13 protein-coding genes are annotated in these 16857 nt (G+C 69.9%); 4 read left to right on the top strand and 9 right to left on the bottom strand.

All coding sequences use genetic code 11. The features are described from left to right. Window positions 1-73: 73 nt before the first annotated feature. The 6 genes from ACFYOS_RS14835 to ACFYOS_RS14810 all read right to left on the bottom strand — a co-directional run bounded on the left by ACFYOS_RS14835 (window position 74) and on the right by ACFYOS_RS14810 (window position 9329). Window positions 74-3067 (bottom strand): DUF4082 domain-containing protein, encoded by a 2994-nt coding sequence (locus ACFYOS_RS14835; protein WP_387140535.1) that lies wholly within the window; start codon window positions 3065-3067, stop codon window positions 74-76. 397 nt (window positions 3068-3464) lie between these two features. Beyond that, window positions 3465-4505, bottom strand: coding sequence for a hypothetical protein (locus tag ACFYOS_RS14830; protein WP_387140532.1), 1041 nt, complete (start codon window positions 4503-4505; stop codon window positions 3465-3467). Between the two features lie 196 nt (window positions 4506-4701). Beyond that, window positions 4702-5505, bottom strand: a complete 804-nt coding sequence (locus ACFYOS_RS14825) for a glycosyltransferase family 2 protein (RefSeq protein WP_387140529.1) — start codon at window positions 5503-5505, stop codon at window positions 4702-4704. Between the two features lie 14 nt (window positions 5506-5519). Then, entirely contained in the window at window positions 5520-6995 is a 1476-nt protein-coding gene (locus tag ACFYOS_RS14820) for an oligosaccharide flippase family protein (RefSeq protein WP_387140526.1), read from the bottom strand. After that, a complete protein-coding gene (locus ACFYOS_RS14815) occupies window positions 6992-8221 on the bottom strand; it encodes an O-antigen ligase family protein (RefSeq protein WP_387140523.1) in 1230 nt (409 codons plus the stop codon). The genes ACFYOS_RS14820 and ACFYOS_RS14815 overlap by 4 nt, the downstream gene beginning before the upstream one ends. Window positions 8222-8336: 115 nt before the next feature. Then, window positions 8337-9329: a hypothetical protein gene (locus ACFYOS_RS14810; RefSeq protein ID WP_387140520.1), complete on the bottom strand. Its 993-nt coding sequence runs from the start codon at window positions 9327-9329 to the stop codon at window positions 8337-8339. A 238-nt stretch (window positions 9330-9567) separates the two neighbouring features. Between ACFYOS_RS14810 and ACFYOS_RS14805 the strand changes: the two genes are divergently transcribed. The 4 genes from ACFYOS_RS14805 to ACFYOS_RS14790 all read left to right on the top strand — a co-directional run bounded on the left by ACFYOS_RS14805 (window position 9568) and on the right by ACFYOS_RS14790 (window position 13227). Continuing rightward, window positions 9568-10218: a hypothetical protein gene (locus tag ACFYOS_RS14805; protein ID WP_387140518.1), complete on the top strand. Its 651-nt coding sequence runs from the start codon at window positions 9568-9570 to the stop codon at window positions 10216-10218. Window positions 10219-10344: 126 nt separating this feature from the next. Continuing rightward, the gene (locus ACFYOS_RS14800) at window positions 10345-11691 is read left to right on the top strand and encodes a glycosyltransferase family 4 protein (RefSeq protein WP_387140515.1); all 1347 of its coding nucleotides are present in this window, start codon (window positions 10345-10347) and stop codon (window positions 11689-11691) included. Beyond that, window positions 11688-12554, top strand: coding sequence for a glycosyltransferase (locus ACFYOS_RS14795; RefSeq protein WP_387140513.1), 867 nt, complete (start codon window positions 11688-11690; stop codon window positions 12552-12554). The genes ACFYOS_RS14800 and ACFYOS_RS14795 overlap by 4 nt, the downstream gene beginning before the upstream one ends. A 4-nt stretch (window positions 12555-12558) precedes the next feature. After that, complete coding sequence (locus ACFYOS_RS14790) at window positions 12559-13227, top strand: polysaccharide deacetylase family protein (RefSeq protein ID WP_387140510.1); 669 nt, start codon at window positions 12559-12561, stop codon at window positions 13225-13227. A 6-nt stretch (window positions 13228-13233) separates the two neighbouring features. Here ACFYOS_RS14790 and ACFYOS_RS14785 read toward each other — a convergent pair whose 3' ends face one another. The 3 genes from ACFYOS_RS14785 to ACFYOS_RS14775 all read right to left on the bottom strand — a co-directional run bounded on the left by ACFYOS_RS14785 (window position 13234) and on the right by ACFYOS_RS14775 (window position 16788). After that, entirely contained in the window at window positions 13234-14166 is a 933-nt protein-coding gene (locus ACFYOS_RS14785) for a glycosyltransferase (RefSeq protein WP_387140508.1), read from the bottom strand. Window positions 14167-14197: 31 nt separating this feature from the next. After that, the gene (locus ACFYOS_RS14780; RefSeq protein WP_387140505.1) at window positions 14198-15118 is read right to left on the bottom strand and encodes a GNAT family N-acetyltransferase; all 921 of its coding nucleotides are present in this window, start codon (window positions 15116-15118) and stop codon (window positions 14198-14200) included. A gap of 242 nt (window positions 15119-15360) precedes the next feature. After that, on the bottom strand, window positions 15361-16788 hold the full coding sequence (locus ACFYOS_RS14775; protein WP_387140502.1) for a UDP-glucose dehydrogenase family protein: 1428 nt from the start codon (window positions 16786-16788) through the stop codon (window positions 15361-15363). Between the last annotated feature and the right edge of the window lie 69 nt (window positions 16789-16857).

The following is a 16857-nucleotide window of genomic DNA, read 5'->3' as shown; positions in this document are numbered from 1 at the left end:
GACACCCTTCCGTTGCCTCGTCCGCGCTCAGTGCCGCGGACCCGCACCGGTGCCGGCGCGGGCCCGCGGCCGTTCACGGAGTCGTCGTGAACACCACGTCAACCCAGTAGTTCGCCGAATTCCAGGTGGAGGTCGGGAAGGCGACACCTGAACCGGCTCGGAACAGGCCGTTCCCGCCACTCGGTGAGTCGGCCACCGCCGTCAACGGGTAGGACACCGTCGGTTGGGTGAACTGGTTGCCGGTGTAGGCGTAACGACCCACATCCGTGTGGTACGAGACCACGTACGGTGTGTTGGCCGTGATGGGGACCGGCTGGTCGAACATCAGCGTCTGCCAGCCGCTGCTGCTCTCGTTCGTGAACGTTCCGGTGGCGAGCTGGGTGCCGGTGTTCGACCAGAGGGTGCCGGTGTGCGTACCGGTGTTGGCGCTGCCCTTGTAGAACCGCACGCCCGTGACGTAGCCGCCGAGGGCCGAGGTGAACCGCATGCCCAGCTCCAGGGAGTTCACCTCGGAGGCGCTGGGGGTCGTCGGCACCACGGAGTCGTTCCAGACCGAGCAGGGGCAGCTGACCGACGTGCCGGTGGTGAAGGTCCAGGTGTACGGCGCCGCCATGGTGTTGCCCCAGGCGTCGGTCGCCCGCACCGAGGCGGTGTAGGTGGTCGACGGGGTCAGGGCGTTCTGCGGCTGGATGGTCACCGTGCGCGTGGTGTTGTCGTAGCGGAAGCTGGCCGGGGCGGAACCGCTGCTCGAGGTGAGTGAGTACTCGATGCTCTGCGGGTCGACATCGTGGCTGAAGGTCGCGGTCACCGTGGCGTTGAGCCCGACACCCGATGCGCCCGCTGCGGGGGTCTTCGCGGTGATCGTCGGTGGCTCGGTCTCCGCCCCCACCGTGTCGACGACGACGTCGACCCAGTAGTTGGTGTTGTTCCAGCTCAGGTTCGGGAAGCCCCCGCCCGAGCCGTACCGGTAGACGCCGTTCGCACCGTCCACCCCCGACTGCAGCAGCCGTACGGCCGACAGCCCCGCGCCCTGGTTGGCGAAGTAGTTGCTGGTGTACGAGTAGTGCCCGGTGGGCGTGTAGTACGACGCCACGTAGGTGGTGTTGGCGGCGACCGGCACGGGATTGGCGAAGGTCAGCGTCTGCCAGCCGCTCGCGGTCTCGCCGGTGAAGGTGCCGGAGGCGAGCAGCTGGCCCGACGAGGTCCACAGCTTCCCGACGTGCGTGCCGGTGTTGGTGCTGGCCTTGTAGAACTTGACGCCCGTGACCGAGCTCGGCCCGCCGACCCGGAACTTCACGCCGAGCTCGTTGGGCGAGGCGTCGAAGGAGTCGATGTTGCTCGGCACCGCGGTCGGCGGGTAGGCCGTGCAGGGGCACTGCTGCGGTCCGACGGTCACGCTCCGGGTGGTGACCGCCCCGATGTTGAGGCTGTCGTCGGAGGCCCGCACCATGATCTGCGCGGGACCCTGGCTGCTCGGAGTCCAGGTGTAGGACCAGTTCCCCTGCCCGGTGGCCGCGGCCCAGGTGGTGCCGCCGTCCGTGGAGACCTCCACGCGGCCCAACTGGCCGCCGCCGACCTCCGCCGCGGTTCCGGTGACGGTGACCGGGGTGAGGACCGGCAGGGTGGCGCCGGCCGCGGGCGCGGTCAGGGTCACCGCCGGTCCGGTGGTGTCGGTCGACTTGGTGGCGGCGACCAGGTTGGCCTGCCGGGTCAGCGGCTGGGCATCCATGTCGGCGAGGAGGTTGACGGTCGCCTGCTGCATGCGCTGGTCCTCGGTGCTGGGCAGCATCGTGTGCAGGCTGCTGAGCCCCCACGACCACTGCACGGTGCCGGCGCCGAAGACCAGCGCCCCGGAGGACTGGTCGCGATAGGCCATCAGGCTGTGCGTGGCCGTGCCGTTCCCGTAGTTGTTCCCTTCGTCCAACAGCAGTGAGCCGTCGGTGATGGCGAGCGTCGTCGAGGAGAAGGCCACCGCGCCCGGCGGGCGGACCGCGTTCTCGACGTCGGAATCCCACTCATAGCCGAGCGTGCCGACGGGGAATGTGGCTACCTGCCCGGATGCCAGGTTGTTGATGGACGGGATGTTCCGCCACAGGCGGAGATTCCGGTACGCGGCCGGGACCGTGATCGCGTCGTTGCGGTAGCCGTTGACGCTGAAGATGGTGCCGGTGAGCTGGTTGGGCGGGGTGGCGCCACCGGAGCCGGCCCCCACCGAGTCGACCCAGGTGCCGGTCCACTGCCCGCTCGGGTCCGCGATCCCGTTCGGCGGGTTCTGCCGCATCTTGGTCATCTTGTAGCAGACGAGGGTGCGGTTGTCGCCGCCGCCGCCGGCCACGGAGGGCTCCAGTCGGGTGCGCCAGAAGACCTCGTTGCCGCTGAAGAAGGCCAGGTTGACACCGGCCTCGCGGGCGGCGACCACATTGTTCCACTGGGCCTGGTTCCAGTACTCGTCGTGACCGGAGGACATGAAGACCTTGTGGTCGAGCAGCATCGACGGCTTGGTGCTCACGTCGATGCCCGAGGCGTAACTGACGTCGTAGCCGTTGCGCTCCAGCCAGTAGATCATCGGGTACTCGGCGGAGAGAATGCCGTTGTCGCCGGCGATCCGCATTGGGCGGTTGTAGCTCACCTTGTACGCCCGGCCGTCGTACGCCGGCCCGCCGCCACCGTAGAGGTCCTGGCCACCCCAGTCGTTGTACGCCTGCCAGGTCTGGTCCGCGGTCTGCACCAGGACGTCGGAGTGATTCGACGTATCCGCGACGACGAACGGCACGTGCGCGAAGCCCGCACCGTTCGGCTGGTCGAGCGTCGCGAGGTAGACCCCGGAGACGGCGTCGGAGGGCACGGTCCAGGTCACGTTGGTCGTCCAGTTGCCGCAGTCCACCAGTCCGGTGCTCGCGTCGTGCAGGCACGCCGGCTGGGTCCGGGCGGGGAAACTGCTCGTCGGTGAGGTCGGCATCCGCCGAGCGCCGTCACCGCCGTAGTAGCCGAGCCGGTAGATGTCGACGTCGAAGGTGGTCGGAGACTGCACCTTCAGCTGGAGCGTCTCCCCCGGCTGCACGCTCATCCGGGTGGCGAATCCCTCAATATCGCCCCAGGCGCTTTCGCCGTACCAGTCCTCGCGCGGTGTGCCCTGTTTGGAGTTTTCGCAGACAATGGGGTTGGAGCCGGTGCCACACGGATCGGACACGGCGGAACTCGCTGACGCGGGAATCAGCACCAATGCCGCTCCCGTGACCGCCGCTATCGCGGCCCGAAACACCCGAGACCTCATACGGATCGCTGCTCCTACAAGAATGGCCGCCGGACGATCCTGAGCGTACGTAAGCGGCCGGGAGATACCAGATCTGCGCGTGTCGGCTGCAACACCGATCGGACATTGTCGCGCCGAGCGACGGTCGACGATCATTCCGCGCCACGCAGCCATTCGGTTTGACGAGCGTCGCCGACCGTACGGAATCCGATCATGACGGTCGGGGAACGGCTTCGCCGGTGGGCGTGCCGTCGATCGAGCCCACGACGTTGTTGGACCACTCCGCATAGGTGGCCCGGCAGTCCGATCCGCACCGGCTGGTGTGCCCCCAGTGCGTCGGGCCGAAGACGTTGTCGCGCAGCCGCAGGCCGATCCCGTCCTGGGCGTACAGGCCGAACGCGCCGAGCGAGATGAAGCTGTCCCGCACCAGGTAATTGCGCAAAGTGGAGCCGCCCTGACTCTGCGTGAACAAGACCGCGGTTATCGCCTTCCAGTAGCCCGCCACCTCTTTCCCGGTGAAGGCGTCAACCCCCGGCTCGAGCCGGCTGTTGCTGATGGACACCGGGCCACTGCCCCCGTACGGGAAAACTCCTCCGGTATGCGCCTGGGACGGGTCGGCGAGGTGGGCGATGTAGTTGTCGTGGAGCCAGCTCCGTTCGATGGTGACGTTGGCTCCGCACAGGCACATGCCGCCGGTGTTCGCCACATCCACGCCGCTGATCCGGATGGTGCAGGTGGCACAGTCATTGATCGCGTGATCGGTCAGCGCGGCGTTCTGCTGCCCGAGGCCGACCGGCTCCGGCCGGATGGTCGTGTTCCTGATGTTCAGGGTGAGGCGTCCGGCCGAGTTGGCGTTGACCAGCACGGCCCGGTTGGCCGAGCCCGGCGGAGGGGCGATTATCGAGTTCGTGATGTTGACCGTGCCGTGGCAGTCCGTGCCGATGTAGATGAAGGCGCGAAAGTAGATCCGGTCGAGATTGACCGTGCCCTTGCAGTCGTACAGGTCCCATTCTTTGCTGGCCTGGTCGTGCGGTTCGTACACCCGGTAGCCGCGCGGCACGGGCAGTTGGGCATCCGACTGCCGGTAGCGCCCGACGCCCGGTGCGCCGACCGAGAAGCGGGCGGGATAGCGGCCACCACCGGTGGGGTCGGCGGCCCGCGCCCCGGCGGAGCCCGCCGCGGTAGCGGTTGGCGCGGGAGTCCCCTCATCGGTGATGGTCGGGGCGGCCGTGGCCCCGGCGGCAGCGGTCACCGCGTGGCACTCCGCCGGGTTCGCGCAGCCGGTCGGGTCCGCCGTGCCACGGTTCAACGCCACCACCGTCACGGCGGCACCGACCAGGAGCATCCCGGCCGCGGCCAGGATCGGCCACCCCCTGACGGTGCTGCGCCCTTTGTCGGGCATCGACTCTCGACCTCCTACGGGCCTCGGCGGCGCCGCGCCGAACCCATTACGTGAGTTCCCAGGCCGTCCAGTAGCTGTTCGGGTTGATCACGTAGTCGACCGTCGGTTCGGGAATGTGCTCCACCCGGTGCCGCCGGCTGAACCGATAGATCAGCTCCCAGTCCTCCTTCGGTGCCACCCTGGAACTGCGGCGCAGCCGGCTGAACACCAGGTCGGCGGAGCGTCTCGCCACGAAGGGGTTGGAATCGAGGAAGCACCTCTCCCAGGCGAGCCTGCGGTCGAACGGCACGGACAGGATGTCGCGTTGCCGCCCGTCCGGCGTCATCCGACGCATGGCGGTGTAGACCCCGTCCGGCCTGGGCCGCGAGGGGTCGTCGCTCTGCAGCCGCGCGAGCGCGGTCTGCAGGTGATGCGGATGCCAGACGTTGTCGTCGTCGAGGAACGCCACGAACCGGGAATCGGTCAGACCCATCCCGATGTTGCGGCTGATCCCCAGCACATTGATGTTGCGGCGCAGGCTGACCACGTGCAGCCGCGGGTCGGCCGGCAGCTCGGGGAGCTGACCGCCGCCGTCGTCGACGACGATGACGACGTTGTCGGTCACGGTCTGGGCCAGCACCGACTCGACCGCCCGCCGCAGTCCGTCCGGCCGCTTGTACGTCAACACGATCGTCGCCACCAGGGCGCGAGGCTTGAGGCTGCCGGGCAGCGTGGCCACGAGCCGGGCGATCTCGGACCGCTCGAAGCGGTAGAGCCCGACCGCCGTGTGACCGAGCAACACCTTGTTGCGCAGTTCCTCGAGGGGCAGCCAGCCGAAGGTGGCGCGGAGGCGCCGCTTTACCCAGCCCATCTGTGCGTCTCCACTCAACTCTTCGCGACCGTCGCGAGCGGCTGCTCACCGTCGCGGTCCGTCGTGCGTTCGGGTTGCGACCGGTCCGCCCGGCGGCTCCGCAGCAGCGGCAGGACGAAGGGCAGATACCCGGCCAGCGACGCCAGCCCGATGACCGCCAGCGAGACGAAACCGCCGCCGAGGGCGAGGTGCATTCCCCAGGCCAGTGCCCCCATCACCAGCCCGCCGAGCACCGGCCGGGCGCCGGCGCGCAGCATCTGCGCGGGTCGGATGCCCAACCGGGACAGCACCACGATGAACACCGGCGCGACGAGCAGACCGGCGACCACCACCTGCCCGGCCGCCACGCCCGCGATGCCGAACCAGTGGGCGAACAGCAGGAGCACCGGAGTGAGGCTGAACAGCCACCAGGCCTGCATCACCATCAGGGTCTTGCGCACGCGGGTGGCCAGGCAGTCGTACGCCAGGTCGACGGCGACCCGGATCAGCCCCAGCGCCACGAGGAACTGCAGCGACACCGCCGCCCCGGCCCACTGGTCGCCGTACACCAGCCGGATGACCGGTTCGGCGAGCACTCCCAGCAGCACGCAGAACGGCACCGCGGCCGCCAGCACCAGGGCCAACCCCTGGTGGAAGCCGGCGGCGAACGCCTCCGGAGAGTCCGCCAGGCGGGAGAAGCCGGCGTACGACACCCGGCGCACGGTGTCCGACACGATCCGGACCGGCCAGCTCGACATGTTGAAGGCCATCGCGTACAGGCCCAGCGCGGCCGGACCGAGCACCGAGCTGACGACAACCGAGTCGACGTTGACGATGCCGAGGGTGAGCAGACTCGCGGAGGCCAGCGGAAGCCCGAACCGCAGCAGCCGCACCGCCTGCGTCCGGTCCCAGCCGAACCGGAGCATGTCAGGGGCGCAGAGAGCAAATCCGACCAGCGCCACGATGTTGCCCGCGAGCGAGCCCCACGCGAAGGCCATCGCCCCCATCCCCGTGGCCGCCAGGGCGATCGTGACAACAGTGTTCACCAGGAAGTTGGCGACGTCGACGACGGTGCGCCTGAACTGCTGGAACTCGCGGTTGAGCTTGCCGATCGGCACGCAGGCGATGCCGTCGATGACCACGGTGAGGCAGAGCAACCGCAGCATCGTCGTCGCCTCGGGCGAGCCAAGCAGGCGCGCCACCGTCGGCGCCGTGACGAAGAGCAGGAGATAGAAGGCGCTGCTGGAGACGGTCGACAAGGTCAGGACGGTCGGCGCGAACCGCCTGATGTCGCCGTCCCAGCGCACGAGGGCCAGGCTGACGCCCATCTCGTTCAACGAGAGCATCATCGCCAGGACCAGCAGCCCGACGGCGTACAGCCCCCACTCGTACGGCCCGAAGAACAGCCGTGCCAGCACGACACCGGTCGCAAAGGTGCCGACCCGGCGCACGATAGTGTTGATCATGCTCCAGCGGGCCGCCGCAGCGACCTTCTGGTTCAAATCCGTCACGGAGCCGGATCTCCCCTCTGGAGCTCCTCTGTGCGGGCGATGCCCAGGTACGCGCCCGATAGACCGAGGAACAGGAATGTGGTCCCGGCCACCATCGGGAAGCTAAGCGTGTCGAAGGTGAACGTCACCACCAGCATCACGAATCCGACAGCTACGAAGGCCTGGCCGGTCTCCCGGCGGGCCGGATCGAGGAACCGCCGCCGACCGGCGCCGCCGCAGTGCAGCATGGTGACGTACACGAGGACGATGCTCACCACGCCGACCACGCCCATCTCCAACAGGGCAAGCAGATACTGGTTGTCGGTGTAGCGGTACATCAGTGGCAGAAAGGTGCCGTATCCCCGGCCGGTCCAGGGCCGCCCGGCGAGGTAGGCGCTGACGCTCTCGCTCGTCGCGGTGCGGGACTGGGTGCTGTTGTCGCCGCCGTTCACCATCGCGGTGAAGAGGCCGATGATCGTCACCACGAGGCCAGGCATCACCAGTCTGGCGACGGCCAGCGACGGCAGCACGGTGGCGAACGTCCACCCGATCCGCCGCGCGCTCCAGGTCGGCAGGAGCACGAGCATCACCACGACCAGACCCACGACCGATGTCCGGGAGACGGTCGTGATGGCGCCCATGGCGAGCAGCACGACCGGCAGCCAGCGCCGCAGGACCCGGCGCTCTCCGCCGTGGAACGCCTGCTGGAGGGCGAACGGCAGCGCCAGCGCCATCACGGTGGCGAGTTCGAGGGTGTTCGCGGCGGTCGCGGTGGGTCGAACGAAGGCACCCCTGGTGACCAGTTCCTGGGCGCCGCTCGACATCCCCGGGATCTGGATCCAGGCGGTCAGGCTCGTCCCCAACACGAACTCGCCCAGGGCGACGACCGCGACGACCGTGCAGCACCGCACGAAGACCCGCAGCAGCCGGTCGAGGTGGTCGTAGCTCCGGACCGACGTGGCGAGGAGCACGATGGACGCCCACACCAGGAGCTGGATCAGTCCTCGATCGGCTGCGCTCACCTCCAGCGGCTCGGCGTCCCGTCGGGCGGCGGCGATGTAACTGAGCAACACGGCCACCGCGACGCCGAGGAGAGCGAGCCGGGGCGCCCGGGTGAACGGCGCCGGCCGGGCCCGCCTCATCAGCCAGCTGGCGAGGAACCAGACCAGGCCGACGAGGACGAACATGTTCGCCACGGTCCCGGTCGCCCCGATGCCCGGGAACACCAACCGGGACGGAACGAGCATCAACAGCGTGATGTAGAGGGTGAGCAGCGAATGTGGTCCCAGGCTGGCAATCCGCTGCTGGGACAGATAGATGCGGCTGGCGGCTCGCCGCGGCGCCGGAACGGCAGGGTGACGGCTAGCTTCCGTTAAGCCGGTCGGCATTCTGGCCTCTGGGGTGGGACCTCTCGGAAGACCGGTACGTGGTGGACGGTGCGGCCGGCGCCGAGCCCGTCGTCCACCCCGCGCCCCCGGGCCTCGGGGCCGGCCCGGGCGCCGGCCGCAGGCTCATGATCACCGTCTCGTCGGATCCGCCGGGGCCGCCACGACGTTCGGCGCCACTGTTGACCACAGCGGGCTTGCCCGGGTCGGCACGACCGTTCCGCGCGGTGTTCGCCGGCTGCTGCGGCTGCGGCTGCGGCTGCGGTGCCGGAGACGGTCGGCCGGGCACCCGCGCGGAGCCGCCGGCGACACCTGCGGAGGGCGCGGTGACGGCGGCGAGCTCCAGACGTCGCCGGCGGGAACGCGCCAGGCTCTCCACCACGAACGTCACCAGCACGGCGAGCGCGGTGGTGCCGCCGCCGGCCGCGATCACCACCTTGAGCTTGTCCTTGAGCTGCGGCTCGGGCTTCTGCGGCGGGATGATCTCCGTCATCCGGACCATGTCCTTCGGCTTGACGCCGTTCTCCGCCTGGATCGACGTCAGCTTGGTGTCCGCGTACCGCGCGATGGTCGCGGTCGAGGCGAGCAGGTGGGCCTGGTCCGTGCCGGTGACGGTGAAGGTCAGGAACGGCCCCTGCGCTCCCTCGGCCAGTCCGACCTCGAAGTCCTCGGTCACCCCCATCCTGAGCAGCTCCGCCTGGGCACCGGTGGACTGCAGGCTGCGACCGAGGAAGTCGGCCGTGGCGACGAGGGATCCGTTGAAGTTGAGGAACGGGTTGTCGTTGTTCTCGCCCGGCGTGGCGGCGTCGGTGGCGGCCGGCGAGCTGAGCAGGCTGACGGTGGTGGTCGACTGGTAGGAGGTCGGCACCAGCACGAAGGCAGCCACGCTGAGCCCCACCGCCAGGAGCATCATCGGCAGGATGATGTACCAGCGGGTGCGAGCCACCAACAGGATCTCGCCTAGGTCCACGACGCCCCTCCAGCTCGTTCCAGGACGTCAACCGCCGCCAACCAGATGAGCGATCCACGACACCGCGGACGATCCGGCGCCAAGGTCGAAGCCAAGCTATATCGGCCGGACGCAGGACGGGTACCGCCGATCCGGTCGAGTTCCTTGCTGCATTCGTCCATACCGCGTGGCATCCTCCACCCACGGCTGACCTACCACCCAGCATAAGCGGCGAGCGGACCAGAAAGGACTCGAAGGCATGTATTTGCCCCATCTTGTCGCGGCGCTGCGCCGACGGTGGTATCTCCTCGCCGTCGGCATGGTGATCACCATGATGGCCGGGCTGGGCGCCACGCAGATCGCACCTCGCTATCTCGCCTCCGAGGTCGTGGTGATGCAGCCACCGGTCTCGCCGTACGCACCCAACCCCATGACCGGCCTCTACCCGTCGATCTCGATCACCGGAGCGGCGGTGGCGAAGCGGCTGAGCACACCCGATGCGCAGGCACGTTTCCAGGCGGCGGGGGTGACCGGTCCCTACGATTTTCAGCCCCGCAACACCGGCACCAACCAGGAGCCCCGGTACGTGATCGGCTCGATGACGGTGACGACGATCGCGCCCGACGAGCAGGCCGGACTGCGCGCGCTCGCCATCCTCACCGACGGCTTCGAGCAGGAGCTCAAGGCCTTGCAGGACCGGTGGGAGGTGTCCCCGCAACTGCGCATCACCGTCGCCGTGCTGGTCCCGCCGAGCGCGACGTTGCAGCCGCACTCACCATCGCGCGCCCTGGTCGGCGCCGGGCTGCTCGGCATCGTTGCGACCTTGGCGGTGACACTCTGGACCGACGAGTTCCTCCGCCGCCGCGGGGAGCGCGGGCGGCGTCCGGAGCCGGCCTACGCGGCTCGGTAGTCGCGCCGAAGATCCTTCGATGGCCCGCTGTAAACATCCCGACACGCCGGGCGACCCATCGGTTGATTGTCTCACCATCCGTCGAGGGGGAGGGTACGCAGGGAATCAGCTCGCGATGTGAACGAGGTGACCCTGAACGTGAACGGTTCCCGGCCTCAGATCGCCATCCTCGTGGCCAACCTTCCCGCCGAGCGCGACCGCCGGGTGATCAGGGAATGCCTGAGCCTGGAGGCGAACGGCTTCGATGTCACCGTCATCGCACCGCGCGGAGACCGGAGCCTGCGCACACTGCCGGGCAGTCGAGGCACGCGCCTGCGGCCGTACCCGGTTTTTGTGTACGGCCACGGGGTCCTCTCGTACGCGGTCGAGTTCGGCTGGTCATTCCTCTGCATCGCGGTCCGGCTGCTGGCCGAGGTGCTCAGTGGACGGGCCCACGCCGTGCAGGTGTGCAACCCACCCGACGTCTACTGGCCGCTGGCGCTGCTGCTGCGGGCCCTGGGCCGCCCATGGGTCTTCGACCACCACGACCTCTGCCCCGAGGTCTACGCCTCCCGCGTCGGCACCCCGAACAAATGGGCCTTCCGGGTCCTCCGGGCCTTCGAGTGGTTGACCCTGCGGACGGCCACCGAGGTCGTGGCCACCAACGAGTCGTTCAAGGAAAATGCCGTACGTCGTGGTGTCGCGCCGGAACGGGTGACGGTGGTCCGCAACGGCCCGGCCCGGGGAGAGATAGCCGAGCCGAGCGGGACGACCGACCCGGCGGATCCCGGAGGCGCCGATCACACGGTGGTGTATCTCGGCGTCTTCGGTCCGCAGGACAACGTGGAGGGAGCCGTGCTGGCCGCCGAGGAGTTGACCCACCGCCGCGGGCGGACCGGTTGGCGCCTGGTGCTCGCCGGCGACGGTGAGAGCATGCCGGCCCTGCGCGGGCTCGCTGCCGACCGGGGCCTGACGGACGTGGTGGAGTTCACCGGCTGGCTCGACGGCCGGGCCGTTGACGAGTTGCTCCGCACCGCCACGGTCGCGATCCAGCCCGACCTGCCGACCCGCATGAACCAGCTGTCCACCATGGCCAAGACCGTCGAGTACCTTGGCCGCGGCGTGCCGGTTGTGGCTGTGGATCTTCTCGAGACGCGACGCGGCGTGGGCGAGGCCGGCGCCTACGTCCCCACCGGCGCGCCGGCGGAATTCGCCGAGGCCATCGACGACCTGCTGGACGATCCCGCCCGGCGGGGGCAGATGCGCGCCGTCGGCCTGGCCCGCTTCCGGGAGAGCCTCGCCTGGGAGCACCAGGCCGACGCCTACCTCGCGGTGTGGCACCGGCTCCTCGCCAAGCGGCTGCCCCACGACGTTGCCGCGCGCGCCCTCCCCACCGGTGCAGCGGCCGACGTGGCCACTCCCCCGGCGGGCGACGACGTGCGGGCGCAGCGCCCCGCGTCGGCGGAGACCGACTCGCGGGCCGCGACACGGTGACCAGCATCGTCGTCGCGGCCCACAACGAGCGCGCCGTCATCGGCCGCTGCCTCGACGCCCTGCTGGCCGAGGCCACGCCCGACGAGTTCGATGTCACGGTCGTCGCCAACGGCTGCACCGACGAGACCGCCGCCATCGCCGCCGCGCGGCCGGGGGTACGGGTCATCGAACTCGCCGAGGCAGGCAAGCCGGCCGCCCTCAACACGGGAGACGAGGCCGCGCGGGGATTCCCACGGATCTATCTCGACGCCGACGTGGTGCTCTCCACGCAGGCGGTACGGGCGATCGCCGCCGCGCTTGACGGGCCACACCTGGCCGCGACGGTCCGCCGGGAACTGGACCTGACCGGCCGGCCGCTGCTGGTCCGCGCCTACTTCGGCATCCACCGTCAACTACCGGTCTTCCGCGACGGTCTCTTCGGGCGCGGCGTGATCGGACTGTCCGAAGCCGGGCGACGTCGCTTCGATCGGTTCCCGGCGCTCGTGGCCGACGACCTGTTCCTCGATTCGTTGTTCGGGGCGGCCGAGAAGCGGCAGGTCGACACGGTGAGCTCGCGGGTGGCGACCCCACGGCGCACCCGGGACCTGGTGCGCCGGCTGAGCCGGGTACGCGGCGGCAACTCGGCCATGCGGGCCGCCGCCGACCAGGGCCAGGTCGCCGCCACCGTCCGCCCCGCGGCCCGCCTCTCCTGGCTCCGCGACGTCGTCCTCCCCCGGCCCTGGCTCGCCCCGGCCGCGCTCTGCTACGTGGCGATCACGGTCCTCGCCGCGCTGTCCGCCCAGAGCGACCGCAACGGCGCCGCCGGTTGGGCGCGCGACGACTCATCCCGACAGGAAGACACGCATGCCCGAGTCCAACGGTAGGCACGTGGAAACCGGCACCACCATCAACATCTGTTTCCACGGCATCGGGGAGCCGCGCCGGGAGCTCGAGCCCGGCGAGGATCGCTACTGGATCCATCGAGACCAGCTCCACACCATCCTGGACGAGCTGGCCACCTGGCCGTCGGTACGGATCAGCTTCGACGACGGCAACCTCTCCGACGTGCGGATCGGTCTGCCGGGCCTCACCGCACGCGGCCTGTCGGCCGAGTTCTTCGTCCTCGCGGGGCGGCTCGGAACGGCCGGCAGCCTCGACGAGGACGACGTACGGGAACTGCAGGGCCACGGCATGGTGATCGGTACCCACGGAATGCACCACCGCTCGTGGCGCGGGATGGACGGGCAGACGGCGTACGACGAGCTGGTGACGGCCCGCGACCGCCTCGCCGAGGTGATCCGGCAGGACATCACGACGGCCGCCTGCCCACGCGGACAGTACGACCGGCGGGCGCTCGGCGAGCTCCGGCGGCTCGGCTACACCGCGGTCTTCACCAGCGACCGCCGACCGGCCAGGCGAGCGGCGTGGCTGCAGCCGAGGTTCAGCGTCCGCCGCGACGACACGCCCGCCTCGTTGCGTGCGGCCGTTGGGGCCAGCCGAGGCTGGCCCCAACGGATCCGGGGCGAGTTGGTGAGCGTGGCCAAACGCTGGCGATAGGCGGCGTCACCCTGCGGAGTGCACCGTGGCGGGTCCCGGCACCTCACGTATCTTCGCGGGCCTCAGCAGGTCACGCGCTGCCGCTCTGCTGGTCTGCCGGCCGAGGAGGGCGCGGCTGGCCTCACGCCCCAGGAGCACGAACCAGTAGGCCGCGGTGCGCGCCAGGCCGTGTCTGCGGCGATAGAGACGCACCCGATTGAGGGTGAGCAGCGCCCACAGCTTCGGTGAGTGCCGGGAGTCACCCTCCAGATGCACGGCGCCGGCATCGGGAACGAAACGCGTCACGAGGCCGGCGTCTCGGGCCCGCAGGGCGAAGTCGGTCTCCTCCGAATACAGGAAGAAGGATTCGTCCCACGGTCCGCACCGCTGCCAGCACTCCCGACTGATCAGCATCGTGGAGCCCTCGGCCCAGTCGGTCACCGTTTCGCGGGCATACCGGCGATCGTCGGTCACCACCTCGCCGAGGATGGCGTAGCGGCCAGCTCGCCGTGCCCCGAGAACGGCGTCCCCGAGGGCACGGAGGATGGTGGGTTCGCGGCGCAGCGTCGGGATGAGTACCCCGGCACCGTCCACGATGTGCGGCACGGCGATGCCGGTGCCGGTCGCGGCGAGGGCCGCCAGCAACGTCTCGACGCAGCCTGGCCCGAGCCGGACGTCGGGGTTGAGCACGAGCACCGCGGAGTGCGGCGGTGCGGCGGCCACCGCGGCATTGATACCGGCGGCGTAGCCCGCATTGCGCCCCATCTCGACCACGGTCGCCTCGGGAGCCAGGCGGTGCAGGGTGGCAACGGTGCCATCGGCCGAGGCGTTGTCGGCGACCGTCAGGTGCCAGGACAGCCGGCCCAGGCCCGGGCCGAGTGCGGTGAGAAGGTCGGGCAGCAGGTGCTCGCTGTTGTAGGTCACCACGACGACGGCAACCGCTACCTCGGAAACGCTCATCACATGCTCCCAGCCGTGGAAATGCCGCCGGTCACCGCTCGTGCAGACGGGCGCGGAGACCGCGAAGGAGTCGGCCGGTTCGGCCGGCGCGGAGTCGATCACCGACGGCGCCGGTGCGCACGGAGCGCGCCAGCGCGGAATGTGCCCGCCGTGCGCCGGCCACCGCCCACGACCGGCCCACGCGCCCCTCGGCCACCGGCAACTCGTCATTCGTCAGCCGGTTCTTGTAGAGCGCCTCGGACTTGCCAAGATCGATGTGCTCGATGCCATCGGCCGCGCCGGCTTCCGCCATCCGGAGGCAGAGCAGTATGCCGGCCGAGTGCCGCGCGAGGTCCGCGTCGTACGCGGGGAACCAGTAGGCGAGCACCGACCGGCTCCGGAGGCCCAGATGGGCGGCCACAGGCTGGTCTCCCGCATAGAGCGTGGAGACCACGGCACGGCAGTCGGCCGAGGTCGACTGGGACAACTCCTCCAGCACCGCCTGAATCCACGGCGTCCGGAACCGGTCGTACTGCTGTGTCCGGCGATACTGGGCCGACTTCCAGCGCCGGAGCGCGAGCAGCGCGCCCTCGGTGCGGTCGTCCCACTCGAAGCGCTCCTCGCCGAGCTCGCGCACCATCCGGCGCTGCTTGCGCAGCGCCTGCCGGACCAGGTTCCCATCGGTCATCCGGTCGTCGACGTAGCTCTGGTAGCCCTTCGACAGATCGATGATGGGCGACTTGGCCACCCGGGCGTGGTACGGCGCAAGGGGTGACTGGTCAGCCATCAGATGATCGAACTCCCACACCGCAAGACCGCACGCCTTCAACAGCCGGATCGGATCCCAATCCAAGCCGGGACGGTGCACCAGGCCCTGGCAGTCGGAGATGCCGGAGCCGATCGGCACGCCGATGACCCGATGCCGCACCTCGTAGGGGAAGAAGCCGACGATCTCCGGGCCGTCCTGCAGCACGGCTACCCGGGCGGTGGGGCGGCTACGACCGACCGCGAGGCTGAACTCCGGGGCGAGGAAGGGACTCTGCAGCCTCGGCTGTGACTCCTGCATCTGCCGCCACTCGGCGACCTCGGCCGGGCCGAGCTCACCCGGACGGACAACGGAGATCTGCATCGGTCGCCTCTCCCAGGACAATGCCGTTCTCGCCGCGTCTCATCGTGCCCGCTCCCGGAGGAAAGGTGAACTCAGGCCGGTGTCGGTTAGCCGTCTCCACATGTGGACCCGTGGCGGCGTGTCGGCACTGTTCGGATGACCGAGTGCGAACCAGGATCGCCGCACGGTCGGCCGAGGGCCCGGTACTCCCAACCCGCCGCACGCCAGTGCGTCGGGTCCAGGGCGTGCCGGCCGTCGACGATGCGCGGCTTCGCCACCACGGCGCGCAACGCCGTCGGGTCCATCTCCCGGAACTGCGACCACTCGGTCAGCAGCACCACGACGTCCGCACCTGTTGCCACATCGAGGGCGCTGTCGCCGTATTCGAGCGCCGGATATGCCCGGCGAGCATTGTCCATGGCAACCGGATCGAAGACCCGCACCCGTGCCCCCGCCTGGTGCAGACTGCTCGCGACATCGAGAGCCGGCGCGTCCCGGATGTCGTCGGAGTTGGGCTTGAACGCCGCACCCAGGGCTGCCACCCGGACCCCGCGCAGGTCCCCGCCGGCAAGCTCGCACACCAGGTCCACCATGCGCCCCCGGCGGCGCTGGTTGATGCCGTCCACCTCCCGGAGGAAGGCCACCGCCTGCCCCACGCCCAACTCCTCGGCCCGATGCATGAAGGCGCGGATGTCCTTGGGCAGGCACCCGCCACCGAAGCCCAGCCCGGGCCGGAGGAAGCGGTTGCCGATCCGCTCGTCTAGCCCCAGCGCCGTGGCCAGGTCATGGACGTCCGCGCCACTGGCCTCACACACCTCGGCCATGGCATTGATGTACGAGATCTTGGTCGCCAGGAAGCCGTTTGCCGCGACCTTGACCAGCTCCGCGGTCTGCGGATCCGTCACCAGCACCGGGCTGCCCTGGCCGATGACCGGAGCGAACACCTCGCGCAACCGTTGCTCGGCCCACCGCGAGGAAACGCCGAACACCAACCGGTCCGGACGCATCGTGTCGTCGACGGCGAAGCCCTCGCGGAGAAACTCGGGGTTCCACGCCAGCTCCACACTGTCGCCGGCCGGCGAGACCGCGCGCAGCACCTCGGCGAGGCGGGCCGCGGTGCCGACCGGAACCGTCGACTTGCCGACGACCAGCGCCCGTCGCCGGAGGCCGCGGGCCAACCTGGTCACCGCAGCCTCGACATGCCGCAGGTCTGCCGCGTACGAACCAGCCCGCTGCGGGGTCCCGACACAGAGGAAGTGGACGTCGCCGAAGTCGGCCGCCTCGTCCAGCGAGGTGGTGAAGCGGAGCCGCCCCGAGTCCAACGCCTTGGCCAGCAACTCGGGCAGCCCGGGTTCGAAGAAGGGCACCTCGCCCGCGGCCAGGCGCTCGATCTTGCTCGCGTCGACGTCGACGCCGAGAACCTGGTAGCCGAGCACGGCCATACACACCGCGTGGGTGGCTCCCAGGTAGCCGGTGCCGATGACGGTGAGCTTGAGGGCAGCGGCATCCGCCGGCTCGGTGAGCCCGGTGTCCATGGCTTCCTCCAGACGATCATGACGCGACCGACAGCGCGTGCGTCGGCTGTGCGATGACAGGGGGCAGCG

The organism is Micromonospora sp. NPDC005806, assembly GCF_042871425.1.
GTDB lineage: Bacteria > Actinomycetota > Actinomycetes > Mycobacteriales > Micromonosporaceae > Micromonospora.
This window is presented reverse-complemented; position numbering and strand designations above follow the sequence as displayed.

Bases quoted from the DNA above. Each gene is read 5' to 3' on its own strand.
- ACFYOS_RS14775 (WP_387140502.1), bottom strand. From the start codon at position 16,788: ATGGACACCGGGCTCACCGAGCCGGCGGATGCCGCTGCCCTCAAGCTC.
- ACFYOS_RS14835 (WP_387140535.1), bottom strand. From the start codon at position 3,067: ATGAGCGTGCAGCCGGGGGAGACGCTCCAGCTGAAGGTGCAGTCTCCG.
- ACFYOS_RS14785 (WP_387140508.1), bottom strand. From the start codon at position 14,166: ATGAGCGTTTCCGAGGTAGCGGTTGCCGTCGTCGTGGTGACCTACAAC.
- ACFYOS_RS14815 (WP_387140523.1), bottom strand. From the start codon at position 8,221: ATGCTCGTTCCGTCCCGGTTGGTGTTCCCGGGCATCGGGGCGACCGGG.
- ACFYOS_RS14805 (WP_387140518.1), top strand. From the start codon at position 9,568: ATGTATTTGCCCCATCTTGTCGCGGCGCTGCGCCGACGGTGGTATCTC.
- ACFYOS_RS14825 (WP_387140529.1), bottom strand. From the start codon at position 5,505: ATGGGCTGGGTAAAGCGGCGCCTCCGCGCCACCTTCGGCTGGCTGCCC.